This window comes from Leucobacter sp. gxy201, from assembly GCF_051043335.1.
GTDB lineage: Bacteria > Actinomycetota > Actinomycetes > Actinomycetales > Microbacteriaceae > Leucobacter.
In genome coordinates this window covers 38,653-56,589 of record NZ_JAMXWS010000009.1, presented here as the reverse complement: position 1 = coordinate 56,589, position 17,937 = coordinate 38,653, and the positions used below count along the sequence as shown (strand labels likewise).

Sequence of the window (17,937 nt, the reverse complement as noted above, 5' to 3'; positions counted from 1 at the left end):
CCGGAGCAACTCGAATACTCCGGGGGCCGTGCGCGTCTGCGGCCGGCTGCCGGTAGCGACTAATCAAAGACCGCCCGCACTCCGGGGATGCGCTCGCGATACGCGTCGAACAGCTGACGCGCGACCGCGACGGAGTCGACGAGCGGGTGCGCCGCGATGCCTCGCCACGCGAGGCGGGCGTCCCGGTGCAGGGACGCCTCGAGTGTGAGCTGCTCGGCGGCCTTCACCTGCTGCATGAGTCCGAGCATATCGCCGGCGACCTCGGCGACCCGCTGGGGGTGTACGCCTGCTGCGTCGACTCTGCACGGCACTTCGATCACTGCTTCGTCGGGGAGACCCGCGACGTTGCCTCGGTTGCCGACGTTCAGGATCATCGTCGCGGGCGAGCCGCCTGACAGCGCGGTCATGAGTTCGATCGCGACTCGCTGGTAGCCTCCGTCCTCGACGTCCTCGCTCAGGCGGGCGTCGCGATCCGCTTCAGCGCGGCTCTCGGCCATGTAGCTGAACTCGCGGTCGCGCAGCGCGGCCTGCCACATCTCGAGCGTTTCGGCGGGCCCGGCGCCGCGCGATTCGGCGTAGAAGCGATCCTGCTGGCGCTTGAGGTACTCGCCCCGGGTCTCGGTTCCGGAACGGATGCGCGCGGTCGCCTCGCGGGTGAAGTAGTAGTAGTAGAGGTACTCGTTCGGCAGGGCGCCGATGGTGCGGATCCAGTCGAAGCCCATGAGGCGCGCTTCCTCGATGCCGGTGAGTGAATCGTCCGATGCGAGTATCCCGGGGAGCCGATCGACTCCGTCGACGCTGAGGCTGCGGAGCCAGCCGAGGTGGTTCAGTCCGACGTAGTCGAACTCGACGCGGTCCGGTGCCGCGCCGGCGGCGCGAGTGGCGCGGCGCATCAGGCCGATCGGGGTGTCGCAGATGCCGATGACCCGGTCGCCGAGGATGCGCCGCATGGTCTCGGTGACGAGGCCGGCGGGGTTCGTGAAGTTGATGAGCCAGGCTTCGGGGGCGAGATCGCGCACGCGTTCGGCGAGGCGGGTCACGACGGGAACGGTGCGCAGGGCGTAGGCGAGCCCGCCCGGTCCGACGGTCTCCTGCCCGAGCACGCCGAGGTCGAGCGCGGTCCGTTCGTCGGCGATTCGGCCGTCGATGCCGCCGATGCGCATGGCCGAGAAGATGAAGTTGGCTCCGGTGACGGCGGCATCGAGGTCGGTGCCGGTCGTGACTCTGGGGGGTCGTGCGAGGCCGGGGGCCAGATGGTCGAGAATCTTGCGGATCGTATCGAGGCGCTCCGGCTGCACATCGTGCAGGTGCAGGTCGGTGACCCGGATGGGGGCGAGTTCGTCGCCGAGCGCGGAGAAGAGCTGGGGGATGCGGAAGCCGCCCCCGCCGATGACTGTCAGCTTCATGCGTAGATGACCTCGATTCCCAGGTCCGAGAGGGTGGACAGTGTGGCGGCGTCGGACCGCTTGGACGCCACGAGCGTATGTATGGAACCCGGCTCGCAGACCGAGAGGAGGCCGGTACCGGGGAACTTGGTCTCGTCGGCGACGAGCACCACGCGGGCCGCCGAAGCGATGATCGCGCGCTTCGCGGGGACTTCGACGACGGTGGTATCGAGCACGGTTCCGTCGGGCGCGATGCCGGAGGTGCCGACGAATGCGATGGTGGCGCGCAGATGCTGGAGCCCCATCTCGGTGATCGGGCCGACGAGGGAGTGGTAGGAGCGACGGAGGGTGCCGCCGAGGAGTACGAGCTCGACGGAGGGGTCGTCGCGGAGCTCGTCGAGGACGGCGAGGCTCGCGGTGACGACGGTCACCGCGCGGCCGCGCAGCTGTCGGGCAATGAGCGAGGTGGTGGTGCCGATGTCGAGGATCACGATGTCGCCGTCGGCGACGAGTTCGGCTGCGCGGCGGGCGACGTCGCCCTTCGACGAGTGCGAGGTCAGCGCGACCTCCTGGAAGGGGCGCTCTTCGGCTTCTTCGAACGGTGCCTCGGTCGGGGGGCGAGGGATCGCCCGGCCGCCGCCGCGCACGCGGAGCAGACGCCCCTGCGCGTCGAGTGCGGCGAGGTCGCGGCGGATTGTCGCGGTGCTCACATCGAGCCAGTCCGAGAGGTCCTGCACCGAGGCCTCGCCGACGTCAGCCACCCTTGACAGGATTCTGGCGTGACGAGTGTCGGCGAGCATGCTCCACATCATAACGCGCAGTTTCGATCACGATCAAGCAAAAGTGCTTGAACTTGATCATTTGTGCGTGATAATGTCCAGGCATGCCAGGCTCCGATGACGTCCGCATGAACGCTGCCGCCAGCGCGCCCGCAGCGACCTCGAGCGAGCCGCTCAGCGGGGTCGAACCGCTCGATCTGTTCCTCGCGGGTCCGCTGTTCTTCGACATCGTGTTCACCGGGCTGCACGACGAGCCGCAGCCGGGTACCGAGGTCATGGCCGACGGCATGGGATCCCTGCCGGGCGGGGTCGCGAACATGGCGGTGGCGGCGGCTCGGCTCGGCCTGCGCACCGGCCTCGCCGCGGGGTTCGGCGATGACGCCTACGGGCTCTGGAACTGGTCTGCGCTCGGGGAGCGGGAGGGCATCGACCTCAGCCGGTCCCGGGTCATCGACGGGTGGCACTCCTCGGTGACCGTCTCGCTCAACATGCACGGCGACCGGAGCATGATCACGCACGCCGACCGGATGCCGTTGGCGCTCGAGGAGCTCATCGGCGGTGAACGGCCCGCCGCCCGGGCCTACTTCGTCGATCTCGGCGACACCGTCGAGGACGCCGCGGCGAGTGGCGGGGGCGAGCCGTGGTGGGATGCGGCGCGCGGCACCGACACGCTGATCTTCGCCGATCTCGGCTGGGACGGCTCCGGCACCTGGAACCAGCAGCGGCTCGAGAAGCTCGACGGCTGCCACGCATTCCTCCCGAACCATGTGGAGGCGATGGCCTACACGCGCACGGATTCACCCGAGGCCGCGGTGCGCAAGCTCGGGGAGCTGGTGCCGCTCGCCGTCGTGACGATGGGCGGGGACGGCGCGATCGCGATCGACGGTTCGACCGGCGAGGAGGCCCGGGTGCCCAGCATCCCCACGCGGATGCTGGATGCGACCGGTGCCGGCGATGTCTTCGCAGCGGCGATGATCACCGGAACACTGCGCGCGTGGCCGCTCATCGACCGTTTGAACTTCGCGACCCTCTGCGCAGGGCTCGCGGTGCAGAACTTCGGCGGCTCGCTCGGGTCGCCGGGCTGGGGCGAACTCTACGACTGGCGGGCCCAGGCCCTCGCCGCGTCGCAGCACGACGAAGCCGCCGAAGCGCTCGCGCGCCGCTTCGACTTCATCGACTGCGTGATGAAGCCCGGGGCCGGCGCGGCCAAGCGGGCGCGGGCGACCATCGAGTTCGCCGATGTGAATCGGCCGAGCGGGAACTGACCATGCCACGAGACGGATCGATCATCACGAAGGAGCGATTGCAATGAAGCGGAAATTCAGACTCATGACCACGGGGGTCGCCCTGGCGGCCGCCTCGGCCCTGGTGCTCACCGGGTGCACGCCGGGTGCGAGCACCGAAGCCGTCGATCTCAGCGGGCACGAGGTCGAGACCGATGTCTCGAAGCTCGGCGACGTCACCCTCACGATCTGGGATCAGGAAGTGCGTGGCGGCCAGAACGAGCAGATGACGCAGCTCAACCAGGCGTTCGAGGAGCAGTACCCGAACGTCACGATCGAGCGGAACTCGCAGTCGTTCGACGACCTCGGCAAGACGCTCAGGCTCGCGCTCTCGGGCAATGACGCGCCTGACATCGTGCAGGCCAACAACGCGCGCAACTCGATGGGCCAGTTCGTCGAAGCGGGGCAGCTCATTCCGCTCGACCTCTGGTCGGACGCGTACGGCTGGGAAGATCGCTTCGCCGAGAGCGTGCTCAACTACACCCGCTACAGCGACGACGCCGTGACGTTCGGTTCGGGGTCGCTGTACGGTCTGCCGCAGGTCGGCGAGGTCGTCGGCGTGTTCTACAGCAAGCCGAAGCTGCAGCAGCTCGGGCTCGAGGTGCCGCAGGATTGGGCGGCCTTCGAAGCGGCGCTGCAGACCGCGAAGGACGCGGGCGAGACGCCGCTGCTGCTCGGCAATATCGAGAAGTGGCCGGGGGTGCACGTCTTCGGCCCCGTGCAGGGCGCGAACGTCGACGCCGCGGAGATCCAGAAGCTCGGTTTTGGCAACCCGGGCGCATCGTGGGTGACGCCCGAGAACGAAGCGGCCGCGCAGACCGTGGCGGATTGGGGCAAGAACGGCTACTTCAACGACGGCGTGAACGGCACCGACTACGATGATGCCTGGCAGAGCCTCGCCAAGGGCGACGGCGTCTTCCTCATCGGCGGATCCTGGCTCGCGGCCGACCTCGAAGACGCGATGGGCGACGACGTGGGCTTCTTCGCGCCGCCCGTCACCGCGGGCGAGGGCGCGCACACGACCGGCGGCACCGGTCTTCCGTTCGCCGTCACCTCGGCGACGAAGAACCCGGATGCTGCTGCTGCCTACATCGACTTCATCACCAGCGAGGATGCGATGCAGGTGCTCGCCGACACCGGCAACCTGCCCGTCGTGAACACCGAGCAGTACGCGCCGGAGAGCGGCGTGCAGGCCGATGTCTTCCGCACCTTCGGCGAAGTCACGGGCAGCGGCGTGCTGCTGCCGTATCTCGACTACGCGACGCCGACCTTCGCCGACACGCTGGGCGAGGCGCTGCAGCAGCTGCTCGACGGGAAGGTGACGCCGAAGGAGTTCACTGAGACGCTCGAGGCCGATTATGCGGATTTCACCGGCGAGTAGCCATCCGCGCCGACGCGGCGCCGCCTCCGACGACCTCGGGGGCGGCGCGGCGTACCCGCGAGGCGGCCACGGGGCGGGCGTGCCGTCGGAGACCCACGTCCTCGCCCTGGCCGAATCGCCTGCCGGGCGGGCGGAGCGGCGGTATGCCGGGCGGCCGCGCGGCGGCGGGCTCGCCGGCCCGCGCTGGCGGCCGTATCTCTACCTGCTTCCGGCCGTGCTCGTCTACGGCGCCTTCATGCTCTACCCGCTCGGGCGCTCGGTGCATCTGTCGCTGTACGACTGGGACGGGCTCTCGCTCGCGACCTTCGTGGGGTTCGGCAACTATCTCGATGTCTTCCGCGATGACCGGTTGATCGCGGCCTTCGGGCACGCACTCATCCTCATCTTCTTCTTCGCGATCCTTCCGGTCTGCATCGGCCTCGTGCTCGCGGCAGTGCTCACACGGGCGAAGGTGCGCGGGATCGGCGTGTTCCGCACGCTCGTCTTCCTGCCGCAGGTGATCGCGATGGTCGTCGTCGCCGTGGCTTGGCGGCAGATCTACGCGCCCGACGGCGCGATCAATACGGTGCTCCGGGCGATCGGCCTCGGCGGCGTCGCGCGCGCCTGGCTCGGCGACTACGCCTTCGCGCTCCCCGCGGTCGGCCTGGTGGGCACCTGGGTGTCGACGGGACTGGTCACCGTGCTGCTGCTCGCCGGCATGGCGCGCATCCCCAAAGAGCAGTTCGAAGCCGCGCGGCTCGACGGCGCGGGCCCGGTGCAGGAGTTCTTCTCGGTGATCGTGCCGGCTGTTCGGGCAGAGGTGACGGTGGCGCTCACATTGACGATCATCGCCTCGCTGAAAACCTTCGACCTCGTCTACGTCACGACGGGCGGCGGCCCGGGGGCGAGCACCACGGTGCCGAGCTACGAGGTCTTCCGCCGGGCGTTCGAACGCGGCGAGGTCGGCTCGGCAGCAGCGGTCGGCGTGACGCTCACGCTGCTCATCTTCGCGATCAACCTCGTGGTCAACCGCATCGGGGAGCGTGAACGATGAGAGTTTCGGCATTCGAGAAATCGGCGAACTACGCCATTCTCCTCGTCTTCGGGCTCATCGTGCTCTGGCCGCTCGGCACGATCCTCGTCAAGGCCTTCGGCCCGGCGAGCGTGTCCGCGGGCAAAACGGGAGCCTTCCACCCCGAGAATTTCGTGACCGCATGGGTGGAAGGGCGTTTCAGCCAGTACATGCTCACGTCGGTGCTCGTCGCAGTGGTCGTCGTGTGCGTCGCGACGGTCGTCTCGATTCTCGCGGGCTACGCGTTCGGCACCATGCGCTTCCGGGGCAGCAGCCTGCTGTTCTACGTCTTCCTGCTCGGCATTATGGTGCCGACCGAGGCGATCATCGTTCCGTTGTTCTTCGACCTGCGATCCCTGGGGCTCACCGACACGCTGTGGGGTGTGGCGCTGCCGCAGATCGCGCAGTCGACCGCGTTCGGAACGTACTGGATGCGGGCCTATTTCCGCGGCCTGAACGGGTCGATCATCGAGGCCGCCCGCATCGACGGAGCCACACCGCGGCGCATCCTGTGGCAGGTGCTCGTACCGACGGCGCGACCGGCGATCACGACGATGATCATCCTGTTCTTCATGTGGACCTGGAACGAGTTCCTGATCCCGCTGGTCATGTCGCCGACCGGCGCCTTCCGCACGGCCCCACTCGGGCTCGCGCTCTTTCAGGGCCAGTACACGCAGGGCACGGCACTGCTCGCTGCCGGCGCGGTGCTCGTCGCGCTCCCGATCGTCGTGCTGTACTTCTTCCTGCAGCGGCATTTCATCCGGGGCATGCTCGAAGGCGCCGTGAAGGAGTAGTCGCACGGGCGCCGGTTCGGTGCGGTCGTCGGCGTGTCATGGCCTCCCTGAATGTCCCGGCCCACCCGAAGTGTGGGAAACTGGTAGAATGTTCAAGGTTCGGACCTGTGTGGCATGCCGCAAGCATGCGTCGCGCGCAGATCTGCTCCGCGTAGTGCAGCACGACGGGCGTCTCATCGCCGACGATCGTGCGGTGCTGCCGGGGCGGGGGGCCTGGGTTCATCCCACGGCTCGGTGTCTCGAACAGGCAGTGGCGCGCGGAGCCTTTTCGCGTGCCCTGCGGGTGTCGGGGAGACTCGACGCCGGCCCACTAGAGAACAGGCTGAAATTACTCATGGATAACTGATGAGCGGCTCACGATGAGGCCCGTCCGCTAATTATGGTTCTCGCCTGTCTGGCGTGAACCCAGACAGGAGAAAAGTGGCAAACCCACGCGTACACGAGATCGCTACGGAGATCGGTGTCGACAGCAAGGTCGTCCTGGCCAAGCTGAAGGAAATGGGAGAGTTCGTCAAGGCGCCCTCTTCCGCAGTCGCGCCCCCGGTGGCGCGCAAGGTCAAGGCCGCACTCGCGGCCGATGGCGCGGCGAAGCCCGAGGGCGACGCACCCGCGAAGGCCGCTTCGGCGACCCCGAAGCCGGCCCAGAAAAAGCCTGCCGGCCCGAAGCCGGGCCCCAAGCCCGCACCCGGCCGCGGTAAAGCCGATGCTGCTGAAACCGCAGAGAAGCCCGCTGCCCCGGCCGCACCGCAGGCCGAAGCTCCGGCTCCGAAGCAGAATGCTGCCGGCTCCAAGCCCGGCGCCGCGGCTGCTCAGCCCGGTTCGGCCGCCCCGAAGCCCGGCACCGCTGCGAAGCCCGGATCCGCTGCGAAGCCCGGCGCGAAGCCCGGTGCGCCGAAGCCCGCCGGGCCGCGTCCCGGCAACAACCCCTTCGCGTCCAGCCAGGGCATGGGCATTCCCCGCCCGCCGCGCCCCGGCAACAACCCGTTCGCTCCGAGCCAGGGCATGGGGCGTCGACCGAACCCCGGCAACATTCCCCGCCCTGCTCCGCGCCCGCAGGGCGCCGGCGCCGGTGGCGCAGGACGTCCCGGCGGTCGCCCGGGCGGCGCAGGTCGGCCCGGTGGCGGCGGTGGCTTCAACCGTCCCGGCGGCGCCGGCGGCGGCACCGGTGGGCCCGGCGGTTTCGGTGCCCCGCGTCCCGGCGGCGGCTTCGCAGGTCGCGGTCGCGGCGGTCGCGGTGCCGGCACTGCCGGTGCATTCGGTCGCGGCGGCTCCAAGAGCAAGGCGCGCAAGTCGAAGCGGGCGAAGCGGCAAGAATTCGAGATGCGCCAGGCGCCGTCGATCGGCGGCGTGCAGGTTCCTCGCGGCGACGGCAACACGCCGGTGCGTCTGCGTCGCGGCGCATCGCTCGGAGACTTCGCCGACAAGATCGAGACGAGCGCGTCGAACCTCGTGACCATCCTCTTCCACCTGGGCGAGATGGCGACGGCGACCGAGTCGCTCGACGAGGCGACGTTCGAGATCCTCGGCGACGAGCTGGGCTACAAGATCCAGATCGTTTCGCCCGAGGACGAGGACCGCGAGCTGCTCGAGGGCTTCGACATCGATATCGAGGGCGAGCTCGAAGACGAGGGCGACGACGTGCTGCAGCCGCGGCCGCCGGTCGTCACCGTCATGGGCCACGTCGATCACGGTAAGACCCGACTGCTCGATGCCATCCGCAAGGCGGACGTCGGCGGCGGCGAGGCCGGCGGCATCACTCAGCACATCGGCGCCTACCAGGTGCACGCCACGCACGAGGGCGTCGAGCGCGCGCTGACCTTCATCGATACCCCGGGTCACGAGGCGTTCACCGCCATGCGCGCCCGTGGTGCGCAGGTCACCGACATCGCGATTCTCGTGGTCGCGGCCGACGACGGCATCATGCCCCAGACGATCGAGGCGCTGAACCACGCGCAGTCGGCCGGTGTGCCGATCGTGGTCGCGGTCAACAAGATCGATAAGGAAGACGCGAACCCCGAGAAGGTGCGCCAGCAGCTCACCGAGTTCGGTCTGGTGTCGGAGGAATGGGGCGGCGACGTCATGTTCGTCGACGTCTCGGCGAAGAACAACATCGGCATCGGCAGCCTGCTCGAAGCAGTGCTGCTCACCGCAGACGCGGGTCTCGACCTGCGCGCCAACCCCGACAAGGCGGCGCGCGGCGTCGCCATCGAGGCGAAGCTCGACAAGGGCCGCGGCTCGGTCGCGACCGTGCTCATCCAGTCGGGTACGCTGCGCGTCGGCGATGCGATCGTCGCGGGCACGGCCTACGGCCGCGTGCGTGCGATGCACGACGAGAACGGCGACGCCGTGCTCGAGGCCCTGCCCTCGCGCCCGGTGTCGGTGCAGGGTCTGTCGAGCGTGCCCCGCGCCGGTGACAACTTCATCGTCACCAGCGAGGATCGCACCGCCCGCCAGATCGCCGAGAAGCGCGAGGCGGTCGAGCGCAACGCCCTCCTGGCGAAGGCGCGCAAGCGCATCAGCCTCGAGGACTTCACGCAGGCGCTGGAGGACGGCAAGGTCGAATCGCTCAACCTCATCATCAAGGGCGACGTGTCGGGTGCCGTCGAGGCGCTCGAGGAGTCGCTCATGAAGATCGAGGTCGACGACTCGGTGCAGCTGCGTATTCTGCACCGCGGCGTCGGCGCGATCACGGAGTCGGATATCGACCTCGCGACCATCGACAACGCCATCGTCATCGGCTTCAACGTGCGCCCCGACGTCAAGGCTCGCGAGCGCGCTCAGCGCGAGGGCATCGATGTCCGGTTCTACAGCGTCATCTACAACGCTCTGGACGACATCGAGAACTCGCTCAAGGGCATGCTCAAGCCCGAGTACGAAGAGGTCCAGTCCGGTGTCGCCGAGATCCGCGAGGTGTTCCGCTCCTCGAAGTTCGGCAACATCGCCGGTGTCATCGTGCGCAGCGGTACCATCACGCGCAACGCGAAGGCCCGCGTCATCCGCGAGGGCGTCGTGCTGGCCGATGGCCTGGCCATCGAGTCGCTGCGCCGCTTCAAGGACGATGTCACCGAGGTGAAGACGGACTTCGAGGCCGGTATCGGTCTCGGCAAGTTCAACGACATCCAGATCGGCGACGAGATCGAGACCACCGAGATGGTCGAGAAGCCTCGCGCCTAGGGCTGCAAGCCGACACGGAAGCGCCCGGGGAGTTCGTCACGAACTCCCCGGGCGCTTGTGTTTCTCCAGGGATCGCCCGGCCCCTGCCTGCCCGGCCCGCTGGGCCTTGCTCAGCCCGGCCCGTGCCTGCCCGGCCCGCTGGGCCTTGCTCAGCCCGCCGTTCTGTCCCTGCCCTGCCGGGCTCACCGCGTGGGAGGTGCCCGTACGCACGCGCGGTGCCGTTGAACACGGTGCCTAACGGCACCGCCGGTGCGTAACGGCACCGCGCGTTCACGGCCACCGGGCTCACCGCGCGCTCACCGCCACCGCGCGCGCCGCTCTCAGGGCTCCCGGCTTGCACTGCGTCCTAACAGCACTGCGGCCCGCCACGAACGAGTCGTGGCGGGCCGCAGTGGGGATGCCGGGGTCAGCGCCGGCGCGCGGGGTCAGCGCTGGTCGAAGCGGCGCCCCTCGGCCTTCGACGGCATCAGCGTCAGCACGAGCACTGCGATGCTGCCGAGCCAGGCGATGTAGTTGACGAACGGGATGTAGTTGCCCAGAACGATCAGGTACAGCGGGCCGGCGAAGTTGCCGTCGTGCAGGCGGCGCCAGCCGATGGCGAACGTCGGCAGCACGGTGCCGAGCCAGACGATACCGGCGAGGATGCCGCCGATGACCATGAGCGCGATCGCGCCGCCGGCCGCAGCGCCGCCCATCGAGGGGCCGTAATCGCTGCTGTAGTCGTAGTCGTACATGGCGGTCGACATCGAGCCGAAGTACCAGAACATGCCGATCATCAGCAGTGCGGTCGGGATGAGCTGCACCAGGAAGATGAAGAGCGAAGCCCACCAGTACTCGCTGCGCGACGCGCGGCCGTTGAACTTCGCGTAGCCCTTGAAGAAGCGCTTGATGGCCTGGCCGAAGCTCGCACCGTACAGCGGGCGGGTCATATCATCGGCGCTCGTCGCGCCGTCGAACGGGCCGCCGGGGCCGGGGGTCGCGCCGTAGGCGGCCGCCGCGTACTGCGGTGCGGCGTACTGCTGCTGATAGGCCGAGCCGTACTGCGGGGCCTGCGGCGCCTGGGGAACGCCCTGCTGGGGCGCGCCGTACTGCGGAGCCTGAGGCGCCTGTGGAGCCGGGGGCTGCGAGTACTGGGGTGCCTGCGGTGCGCCGTACTGCGGTGCCTGCGGGGTCTGCGGTGCCTGCGGTGCAGCGGGCGGCTGCTGAGGCGCCGCGTACTGCGGAGCAGCCGGAGCAGCCGGAGCCGGCGGCTGCGCGCCGTTCGGGGCCGGGCTGTTCGGAGCCTCGGCGTTCGAGTGCTCGGGGTTCGCCGCCGGCGTGTTCGCGGCAGGGGTGCCCGAGGCGTTCTCGGGCGTATCGGGGCTGTCGGGGTTCGGGGGGAGCGTCACGGTGTTGGCTTCCTGATCGAGTTGGGTGAAGGGCGAGGGGCGATCCCTCTCCCTGCGGTGATGGGCTGGGAGACGGGGCCGACCGGGTTGCCGAAGCGCACCCGGTCGGCCCCGGGCCGCTTAGCGGGCGTCGAAGCGACGGCCCTCGGGTTTCGGGGGGAGCAGCGTGAAGACGAGCACGATGATGCCGCCGACAGAGGTGAGCGACAGGAACCAGAACGGGCCCGCGAAGTTCGCGTCGTGCAGGCGGCGCCAGTTGATGGCCAGCGTCGGGATGAGGATCGCGAGGCCGATGATGACCAGCAGGATGTAGCCGACGATCGCGACCGCCACGCCGCCGCCTGCCGCGGTGGCCGCCTCGGGGGTGAGCGTGGTCTCGCCGTAGACATCGGTGGTCGAACCGGAGATGGCGCTGCCGGCGACGCTGAAGGCGCCGATCATGATGAGGACGAGCGGCACGAGCTCGAGGAGGAAGGTGAAGAGCATCGTCCACCAGTACTCGCTGCGCGATGCGCGGCCCTTGAAGTTCGCGTAGTTCTTGAAGAAGCGCTTGATGGCCTGGCCGAAGCTGGCGCCGTAGAGCGGGCGGGTGAGGTCGTCAGGGGTGGTCGCGCCGTCGAACGGCTCGCCGGGGCCCGCGACGCCACCGACGGGGGCTGCATACTGCGGCTGCGGGTTCGGGCTCTGCGGGGGGTAAGTCATGGTGTGTGCTTCCTATCACGAGATCGAATCTCGGGTGGGTGTTCGAGCGGGCGTGATCCCGTTCCTATCAAGGTTAGGCGCATGCGCGCCCGCATGCCACGTTGCGTCGCCGCGTTGCGATAATCCGGTGCCGGTTCGACGGTAGGCTGGGACGCATGAGTAATCCACGTGCGGGCAAGGTTGCCGAGCGCATCCAGCAGATCATCGCGAGGCGTCTCGAGAAGGGGCTGAGGGATCCGCGCCTCGGCTTCGTCACCGTCACCGATGTGCGCGTGACCGGCGACCTGCAGCATGCGAGCGTCTTCTACACCGTGTTCGGCGACGAGCAGGAGCAGGCCGATTCGGCCGCCGCGCTGAAGGCCGCGACCGGTATGCTGCGCAGCGAGGTCGGCAAGCAGCTCGGCACGCGACTCACGCCGACGCTCGAGTTCATCCACGACGAGCTGCCCGAGAACGCGCAGCACCTGAACGATCTGCTCGCCGAAGCGAAGCGGCGCGACGAAGCGGCTGCGCAGCTCGCGGCCGGCGCCCAGTACGCGGGCGAGGCGGACCCGTACGTGAAGCCGCGCGAGGCCGACGACGTCGAGTAGTGCCGGTCGCGCGCGGCGTGGTCAGGGCAGTCGTGCGGTGCCGGCGCGCTCGATGAGCAGCCCGTCGGCGATGAGCGAATCGTAGGCCCGGCGCGCCTGCGCGGGGTCGGCCGTGCCTGGCGCGGCACCTGCGGCGAGCGCGGTCTCGACAGGGATCGCCCCGCTCGTCGCCCGGACCTTCGCCATGATGCGGCCGCGCACCTGGCGGTCGCTGCCCGCGAACTTGGCCTGCTTCGGGCGCTTCGCGGGGGCGTTGTCGGGGTAGCCGGCGCCGCGCCATTCGCAGAGCGCCGCGACGGGGCATGCGTCGCAGCGCGGGGCGCGGGCAGTGCAGACGGTGGCGCCGAGCTCCATCGCGGCGGCGTTGAACCGTGCTGCGGCGGCCGGGGCGTCGGGCAGCAGCGCCTCCATGTCGTCGAGGTCGCGGGGCGCGGGCATGCCTGCGGCGGCGCGGCCGTGCACCAGTCGCGCGATCACGCGCCGGGTGTTGGTGTCGACGACGGGGTGGCGCTCGCCGAACGCGAATGCGGCCACTGCGCGGGCGGTGTAGGGGCCGATGCCGGTGAGCGCGAGCAGCTGCTCGACGTCGGCGGGAACGCGGTCGCCGTGCTGCTCGGCGATCTCGACGGCGGCCCGGTGCAGCCAGAGCGCGCGGCGGGGGTAGCCGAGGCGGCCCCACGCGCGCACCGCTTCGCCGGGTGCCTCGGCGGCGAGCGCGGAGGGCGTCGGCCAGCGCTCCATCCATTCGAGCCACCGGGGCAGCACCCGGTCGACCTGGGTCTGCTGCAGCATGAACTCCGAGACGAGCACGCCCCACGGGTCGGTGCCGGGGGAGCGCCAGGGGAGGTCGCGCGCCTCTCGCGCGAACCAGTCGTTCGTCTCGCTCGCAATCCGTTCCGCATCCATCAGCCCGAGTCTAGGCCCGCGCTCCCGGGCGGCGGTGCAGGGGCCGCCCGTGCGGCCGCGGTACCCGGGCGGCGTCAGGATCGCGGCCCGGCCAGGCCGTAGGCTGGTGGGGTGATTCACGAGGCTGCGAGAACGCCCGAGCAGGGCGCGATACTGTTCGTCGACAAGGCGGAGGGCTGGACGAGCCATGACGTCGTCGCGAAGGCGCGTCGGACGCTCGGCACGCGCAAGGTCGGCCATGCGGGCACGCTCGATCCGATGGCGACGGGGCTGCTCGTGCTCGGCGTCGGCCCGGCGACGCGGCTGCTGACGCATCTGGTGGGGCTCGGCAAGACCTACGAGACGACGATCAGGCTCGGCGCTTCGACCGTGACCGACGACCGCGAGGGGTCGATCCTCGACATCGCGGCTCCCGTCGAGGTCGAGGAGCTGGCAGCGCATCCGGAGCGCATCGGAGCGGGCGTCGCCGACCTCACGGGCGCCATCGAGCAGGCGCCGAGCGCGGTCAGCGCGATCAAGGTCGACGGCAAGCGCGCCTACGACCGGGTACGCGACGGCGAGCAGGTCGAACTGAAGAAGCGGCCGGTGACCATCCACTCGTTCGAGATCGAGGAGCCGCGGCTCGTGGCAGCGGCGAGCCTTTCTGGCAGTGAGACGCCGTTCGACGTGATCGATGTCGATGCGATCGTCGAGTGCTCGTCGGGCACGTACATCCGCGCGCTCGCACGCGACCTCGGCGAGGGGCTGGGGGTCGGCGGGCATCTCGTCGCGCTGCGGCGCACGCGGGTCGGGCCGTTCGGCCTGTCCGGGGCGACGCCTGTCGCAGACCTCGCGGAGGGGCGTGTCGGTCGACTGTTCTCGCCCACCGAGATCGCGCGCATGCTGTTCCCGGAGCTGCCGCTCACCGACGAGCAGGCGGTCGACCTCGGCAACGGCAAGCGTCTCGAGGTCGGCGAGCACCGGGATGCGCCGCTCGTGGCGGCGATCGCGCCCGACGGTCGGCTCGTGGGCCTCGTCGAAGTGCGCAAGGGGCGCACGCGCGTCGTCACGAACTTCCCGGTACCCGTCGGCGGGCCCGAGGCGGCGCGGTGATCGCCTGGTTCGCGGCGGTCGTCATCGTCGTCGGTGTCGCGGCGGCGGTGCTGTGCCTCGTCATGGCGCTGCGCAAGCAGCCGCCGAACGATTACACGCTCGGGGCGACGCTCGTCGGGGCGCTGCTGCTGCTCGTGCAGATCGTCATCTCGATCGCGGCCCCGTTCGCCGGCAACGAGCCGGCCGGCGACCCGCTCGAGTTCTGGATGTATCTCATCGTCGCCTTCCTGCTGCCCGTCGCCGCGGTCTTCTGGGCGCTCATCGACCGCTCGCGCTGGGCGAACCTGGTGCTGGTCGTGGTGAACCTGTCGGTCGCCGTCATGACGTACCGCATGCTCGTCATCTGGGGGTAGACGGCGCATCGGGCACCGGTGCGACGAGGTGAGCCGCCCCGGTTCGTAGTCTGGGCGAAAGTCTGCGAATTGCGGCGCCGCTCTTGACAGCGATCGGCGGGAGTGGGAACGTGGGCAATCTAATGGTCCAAAAAAAGACCATTAGATTTGCTGTGCCTCAACGACGAGGCCGAGACGCGCGCAAGGCGTCTCGGCAGTAAGGATACACATGCCACACTCCACACGCCCACTGATCGCTCTCGGAGCGGCGGCCGTGCTGATCACCGGGCTCGCCGCCTGTTCGAGCCCGACTCAGAACGACGCGATGCAGGCAGCTCCCGGCTCCGAATGCCGCACGCTCGATCCGAAGATCGAATGGCCCGACAACGCACGGGAAGCCCTTGACGAGATGCTCACGACGCAGGGGTCGTGCGCCGACGACGGGGGATCGAGCAGCGATACGGCGGAACCGGTCGCCATCTTCGACTGGGATAACACCGTCGTGAAGAACGACATCGGCTACGGCACGAACTACTGGATGATCAACCACGACAAGGTGCTGCAGCCCGCAGGCCAGGATTGGAGCACGACGAGCCGGTACCTGACAGCGGCGGCGGCGTCGGCGCTCAGCGCGGCATGCGGCGTCGATACTCCTGCGGGCGCACCGCTGCCCACCTCGAGCAACGCGGTCTGCGCCGACGAGCTCGTCGCGGTGCTCGACGGCGAGACGACGTCGGGGGAGACGGCGTTCGAGGGGTACGACGCGCGACGCATCAACGCGGCCTACGCCTGGAGCGCCGCGCTCCTGTCGGGGTACACCCCGGAGGAGGCGCAGGGGCTGGCGACGGAGGCGAAGAGCGCGTTGCTCGCGGAGGAGGTGGGTGCCGGATGGACGGTCGGCACGACCGAGGTGGACGGCTATGTGCGCGTCTACCCGCAGATCAAGGATCTCATCGGTGCGATGCAGGAGGACGGCATCGAACCGTGGATCGTTTCGGCATCCGCCGAGCCGGTAGTGCTCGCGTGGGCGGATGAGGTCGGTATCGATGCAGAGCATGCGATCGGCGTGCGCAACCTGGTGACCGACGGCAAGATCGTGCCGTCGCTCGAGGGCTGCGGTGGGATTGCGGATGGCGAGGACGGCGTCATGACCTACATCGACGGCAAGCGCTGCTGGGCCAATCAGGAGATCTTCGGTGTCACGGGAGCGGCCGCGTTCGAACCGGCGCCGGCGGATGAACGCCAGATCTTCGGCGCCGGCGACTCCGACACCGATGTCACCTTCCTCGAAGACGCGACCGAGCTGCGCCTGGTGATCGATCGGAACAAGACCGAGCTGATGTGCCGCGCGCTCGACGGCGAGGACGGCACGTGGGTGATCGTCCCGATGTTCATCGACCCGAAGGAGCCGAAGGACGACGGCTACGCATGCTCGACCGACGGCCGCATCGAGCCCGACGGGAGCACCTCGCCGCTGAAGCGCGCCGACGGCAGCGTCGTCGAAGATCAGCGGGCCACGGCCTGAGCCGGTTCAGGCGCTCCGGTGCTCCGGTGCGAGGGCGTGCACCCCTCCCGCCGGAGCGCCGGCATCCGAAGTCATCTGAGCGAAGCCCACGGTGCCCCGCGCTACACTGGAGCGCGTGTCAGACGCCGAACTCCGAGAACCGGTCACTGCAGCGACCCCCGGGGCAGCGCACGATCGCATCGGCGGTCTCGGTCGCGTGCTCGTCGCCGTCTACATCGTCCTCGCGCTCGCCGCAACCTTCCGCTCGGTCTACCAGATCCTGCGCAAGTTCGATGAGGCCCCGTTCGCGTACGCGCTCTCCGCGGTCGCCGGAGTCGTCTACATCGTCGCCTCGATCGCGCTCGTGAAAGGGCGCCGCAGCGACTCCGGGGCTTGGCGCCGGGTGGCCTGGGCCGCGCTGTTCTTCGAACTGTGCGGTGTGCTCGTGGTGGGCGTGCTGAGCTTCGCAGCGCCCCAGTGGTTCGCGCACCCGTCGGTGTGGTCGCACTTCGGCAGCGGCTACCTGCTGATTCCACTGGTGCTGCCCGTGCTCGGCCTCGTCTGGTTGAAGCGCAGCGGCCGCGCGACCGAGGAGAGCGGCGCATAGTGCAGATCTACGAGACGATCCAGGAGATCGACCCCGCGGCCTTCCCCGACGGCACTGCCATCGCCATCGGCAAGTTCGACGGGCTCCATCGCGGGCACCGCGCCATCCTCGACCGGGTGCGCGATGCGGCGCCGCTGAGCTCGGTCGTCTTCACCTTCGCGAACAACCCGCTGTCGTTCCTGCGGCCCGGCAGCTGCCCGCCCGCGCTCTCGAGCCGCGAGCAGCGGCTCGAGGCCTTCGCAGCGGCTGGCATCGACGCCTGCGCGATGATCGCGTTCGACGAGAGCGTCGCGGCGATCCCTGCCGAACGCTTCGTGGAAGAGGTGCTCGTCGGCCGTCTGCGGGCGAAGCTCATCGTGCTCGGCGCCGACTTCCGTTTCGGCCATCGCGGCGCGGGCGACGCCGCACTGCTGCGCAGCATGGGGGAGCGCCTCGGCTTCGCGGTCGAGGTCGTCGACTGGGTGCGCGGCCCGCACCACGAGCAGGTGTCGTCGTCGCGCATCCGCGAAGCGATCACCGGCGGCGACATCGCCGCGGCGGCGCGCATGCTCGGCCGTCCGCCGGCTGTGCGCGGCGAGGTCGTCTACGGCGACGCGCGCGGGCGCGAGCTCGGCTTCCCGACCGCGAATCTGGGCGGGCGTATCGAAGGGCTGATTCCCGCGGACGGAGTCTACGCCGGCTGGGCCGAGGTCGGCGGCCGGCGCTACGTCGCCGCGATCTCCGTCGGCGTGAACCTCACGTTCGAGCCCGACGGCGAACCGCGGGTCGAAGCGTTCCTGCTCGATTTCTCGGAGAACATCTACGGCGAGCGCATCGAGGTCTTCTTCGGCGAGCGGCTGCGCGGCATGGTGCGGTTCGACTCCCTCGAAGGCCTGATCGAGCAGATGCACGCCGATGTGCGGCAAACCCGATCCCTGTGCACCCGAGCCATGACCGAAGAGTGGTAAACTAGTCGGAGGTCGCGCTTCG

The 17,937-nt window shown here is 69.5% G+C and carries 17 protein-coding genes; 12 read left to right on the top strand and 5 right to left on the bottom strand.

All coding sequences use genetic code 11. The features are described 5' to 3' along the window. Window positions 1-59 precede the first annotated feature (59 nt). Complete coding sequence (locus NHL51_RS12725) at window positions 60-1,406, bottom strand: 6-phospho-beta-glucosidase (RefSeq protein ID WP_434144329.1); 1,347 nt, start codon at window positions 1,404-1,406, stop codon at window positions 60-62. Further along, entirely contained in the window at window positions 1,403-2,185 is a 783-nt protein-coding gene (locus NHL51_RS12720; protein ID WP_434144327.1) for a DeoR/GlpR family DNA-binding transcription regulator, read from the bottom strand. The genes NHL51_RS12725 and NHL51_RS12720 overlap by 4 nt, the downstream gene beginning before the upstream one ends. Window positions 2,186-2,268: 83 nt before the next feature. On the opposite strand from NHL51_RS12720, the gene NHL51_RS12715 reads away from it, so the two are divergent. The 6 genes from NHL51_RS12715 to infB all read left to right on the top strand — a co-directional run bounded on the left by NHL51_RS12715 (window position 2,269) and on the right by infB (window position 9,847). Then, window positions 2,269-3,429 (top strand): PfkB family carbohydrate kinase, encoded by a 1,161-nt coding sequence (locus NHL51_RS12715; protein ID WP_434144325.1) that lies wholly within the window; start codon window positions 2,269-2,271, stop codon window positions 3,427-3,429. Between the two features lie 43 nt (window positions 3,430-3,472). Then, window positions 3,473-4,828, top strand: a complete 1,356-nt coding sequence (locus tag NHL51_RS12710) for an ABC transporter substrate-binding protein (RefSeq protein WP_434144323.1) — start codon at window positions 3,473-3,475, stop codon at window positions 4,826-4,828. After that, a complete protein-coding gene (locus tag NHL51_RS12705; protein WP_434144321.1) occupies window positions 4,806-5,861 on the top strand; it encodes a carbohydrate ABC transporter permease in 1,056 nt (351 codons plus the stop codon). The genes NHL51_RS12710 and NHL51_RS12705 overlap by 23 nt, the downstream gene beginning before the upstream one ends. Continuing rightward, window positions 5,858-6,673, top strand: a complete 816-nt coding sequence (locus NHL51_RS12700) for a carbohydrate ABC transporter permease (RefSeq protein WP_434144319.1) — start codon at window positions 5,858-5,860, stop codon at window positions 6,671-6,673. The genes NHL51_RS12705 and NHL51_RS12700 overlap by 4 nt, the downstream gene beginning before the upstream one ends. Before the next feature lie 88 nt (window positions 6,674-6,761). Beyond that, window positions 6,762-7,019 carry a YlxR family protein gene (locus NHL51_RS12695; RefSeq protein WP_434144317.1) on the top strand — a complete coding sequence of 86 codons (258 nt, stop codon included), beginning with the start codon at window positions 6,762-6,764 and terminating at the stop codon, window positions 7,017-7,019. 74 nt (window positions 7,020-7,093) lie between these two features. Then, window positions 7,094-9,847, top strand: a complete 2,754-nt coding sequence (gene infB / locus NHL51_RS12690; RefSeq protein WP_434144315.1) for a translation initiation factor IF-2 — start codon at window positions 7,094-7,096, stop codon at window positions 9,845-9,847. A 425-nt stretch (window positions 9,848-10,272) separates the two neighbouring features. On the opposite strand, the gene NHL51_RS12685 is transcribed toward infB, so the two are convergent. Together NHL51_RS12685 and NHL51_RS12680 are read right to left on the bottom strand one after the other, a co-directional pair. Then, entirely contained in the window at window positions 10,273-11,235 is a 963-nt protein-coding gene (locus NHL51_RS12685) for a DUF805 domain-containing protein (RefSeq protein ID WP_434144313.1), read from the bottom strand. 120 nt (window positions 11,236-11,355) lie between these two features. Then, window positions 11,356-11,937: a DUF805 domain-containing protein gene (locus NHL51_RS12680; RefSeq protein WP_434144311.1), complete on the bottom strand. Its 582-nt coding sequence runs from the start codon at window positions 11,935-11,937 to the stop codon at window positions 11,356-11,358. A 155-nt stretch (window positions 11,938-12,092) separates the two neighbouring features. On the opposite strand from NHL51_RS12680, the gene rbfA reads away from it, so the two are divergent. Beyond that, on the top strand, window positions 12,093-12,527 hold the full coding sequence (gene rbfA / locus NHL51_RS12675) for a 30S ribosome-binding factor RbfA (RefSeq protein ID WP_434144309.1): 435 nt from the start codon (window positions 12,093-12,095) through the stop codon (window positions 12,525-12,527). 21 nt (window positions 12,528-12,548) lie between these two features. On the opposite strand, the gene NHL51_RS12670 is transcribed toward rbfA, so the two are convergent. Next, the gene (locus NHL51_RS12670; protein WP_434144307.1) at window positions 12,549-13,433 is read right to left on the bottom strand and encodes an A/G-specific adenine glycosylase; all 885 of its coding nucleotides are present in this window, start codon (window positions 13,431-13,433) and stop codon (window positions 12,549-12,551) included. 111 nt (window positions 13,434-13,544) lie between these two features. Between NHL51_RS12670 and truB the strand changes: the two genes are divergently transcribed. From truB to NHL51_RS12645, 5 genes are all read left to right on the top strand, one after another. Continuing rightward, a complete protein-coding gene (gene truB, locus NHL51_RS12665) occupies window positions 13,545-14,525 on the top strand; it encodes a tRNA pseudouridine(55) synthase TruB (protein ID WP_434144305.1) in 981 nt (326 codons plus the stop codon). After that, a complete protein-coding gene (locus tag NHL51_RS12660; protein WP_434144303.1) occupies window positions 14,522-14,878 on the top strand; it encodes a hypothetical protein in 357 nt (118 codons plus the stop codon). The genes truB and NHL51_RS12660 overlap by 4 nt, the downstream gene beginning before the upstream one ends. Before the next feature lie 208 nt (window positions 14,879-15,086). Then, window positions 15,087-16,382 (top strand): haloacid dehalogenase-like hydrolase, encoded by a 1,296-nt coding sequence (locus tag NHL51_RS12655; RefSeq protein WP_434144302.1) that lies wholly within the window; start codon window positions 15,087-15,089, stop codon window positions 16,380-16,382. A gap of 115 nt (window positions 16,383-16,497) precedes the next feature. Next, window positions 16,498-16,968 (top strand): hypothetical protein, encoded by a 471-nt coding sequence (locus tag NHL51_RS12650; protein WP_434144301.1) that lies wholly within the window; start codon window positions 16,498-16,500, stop codon window positions 16,966-16,968. Then, window positions 16,968-17,915 (top strand): bifunctional riboflavin kinase/FAD synthetase, encoded by a 948-nt coding sequence (locus NHL51_RS12645; protein ID WP_434144299.1) that lies wholly within the window; start codon window positions 16,968-16,970, stop codon window positions 17,913-17,915. Before NHL51_RS12650 ends, NHL51_RS12645 begins: the two co-directional genes overlap by 1 nt. Window positions 17,916-17,937 lie beyond the last annotated feature (22 nt).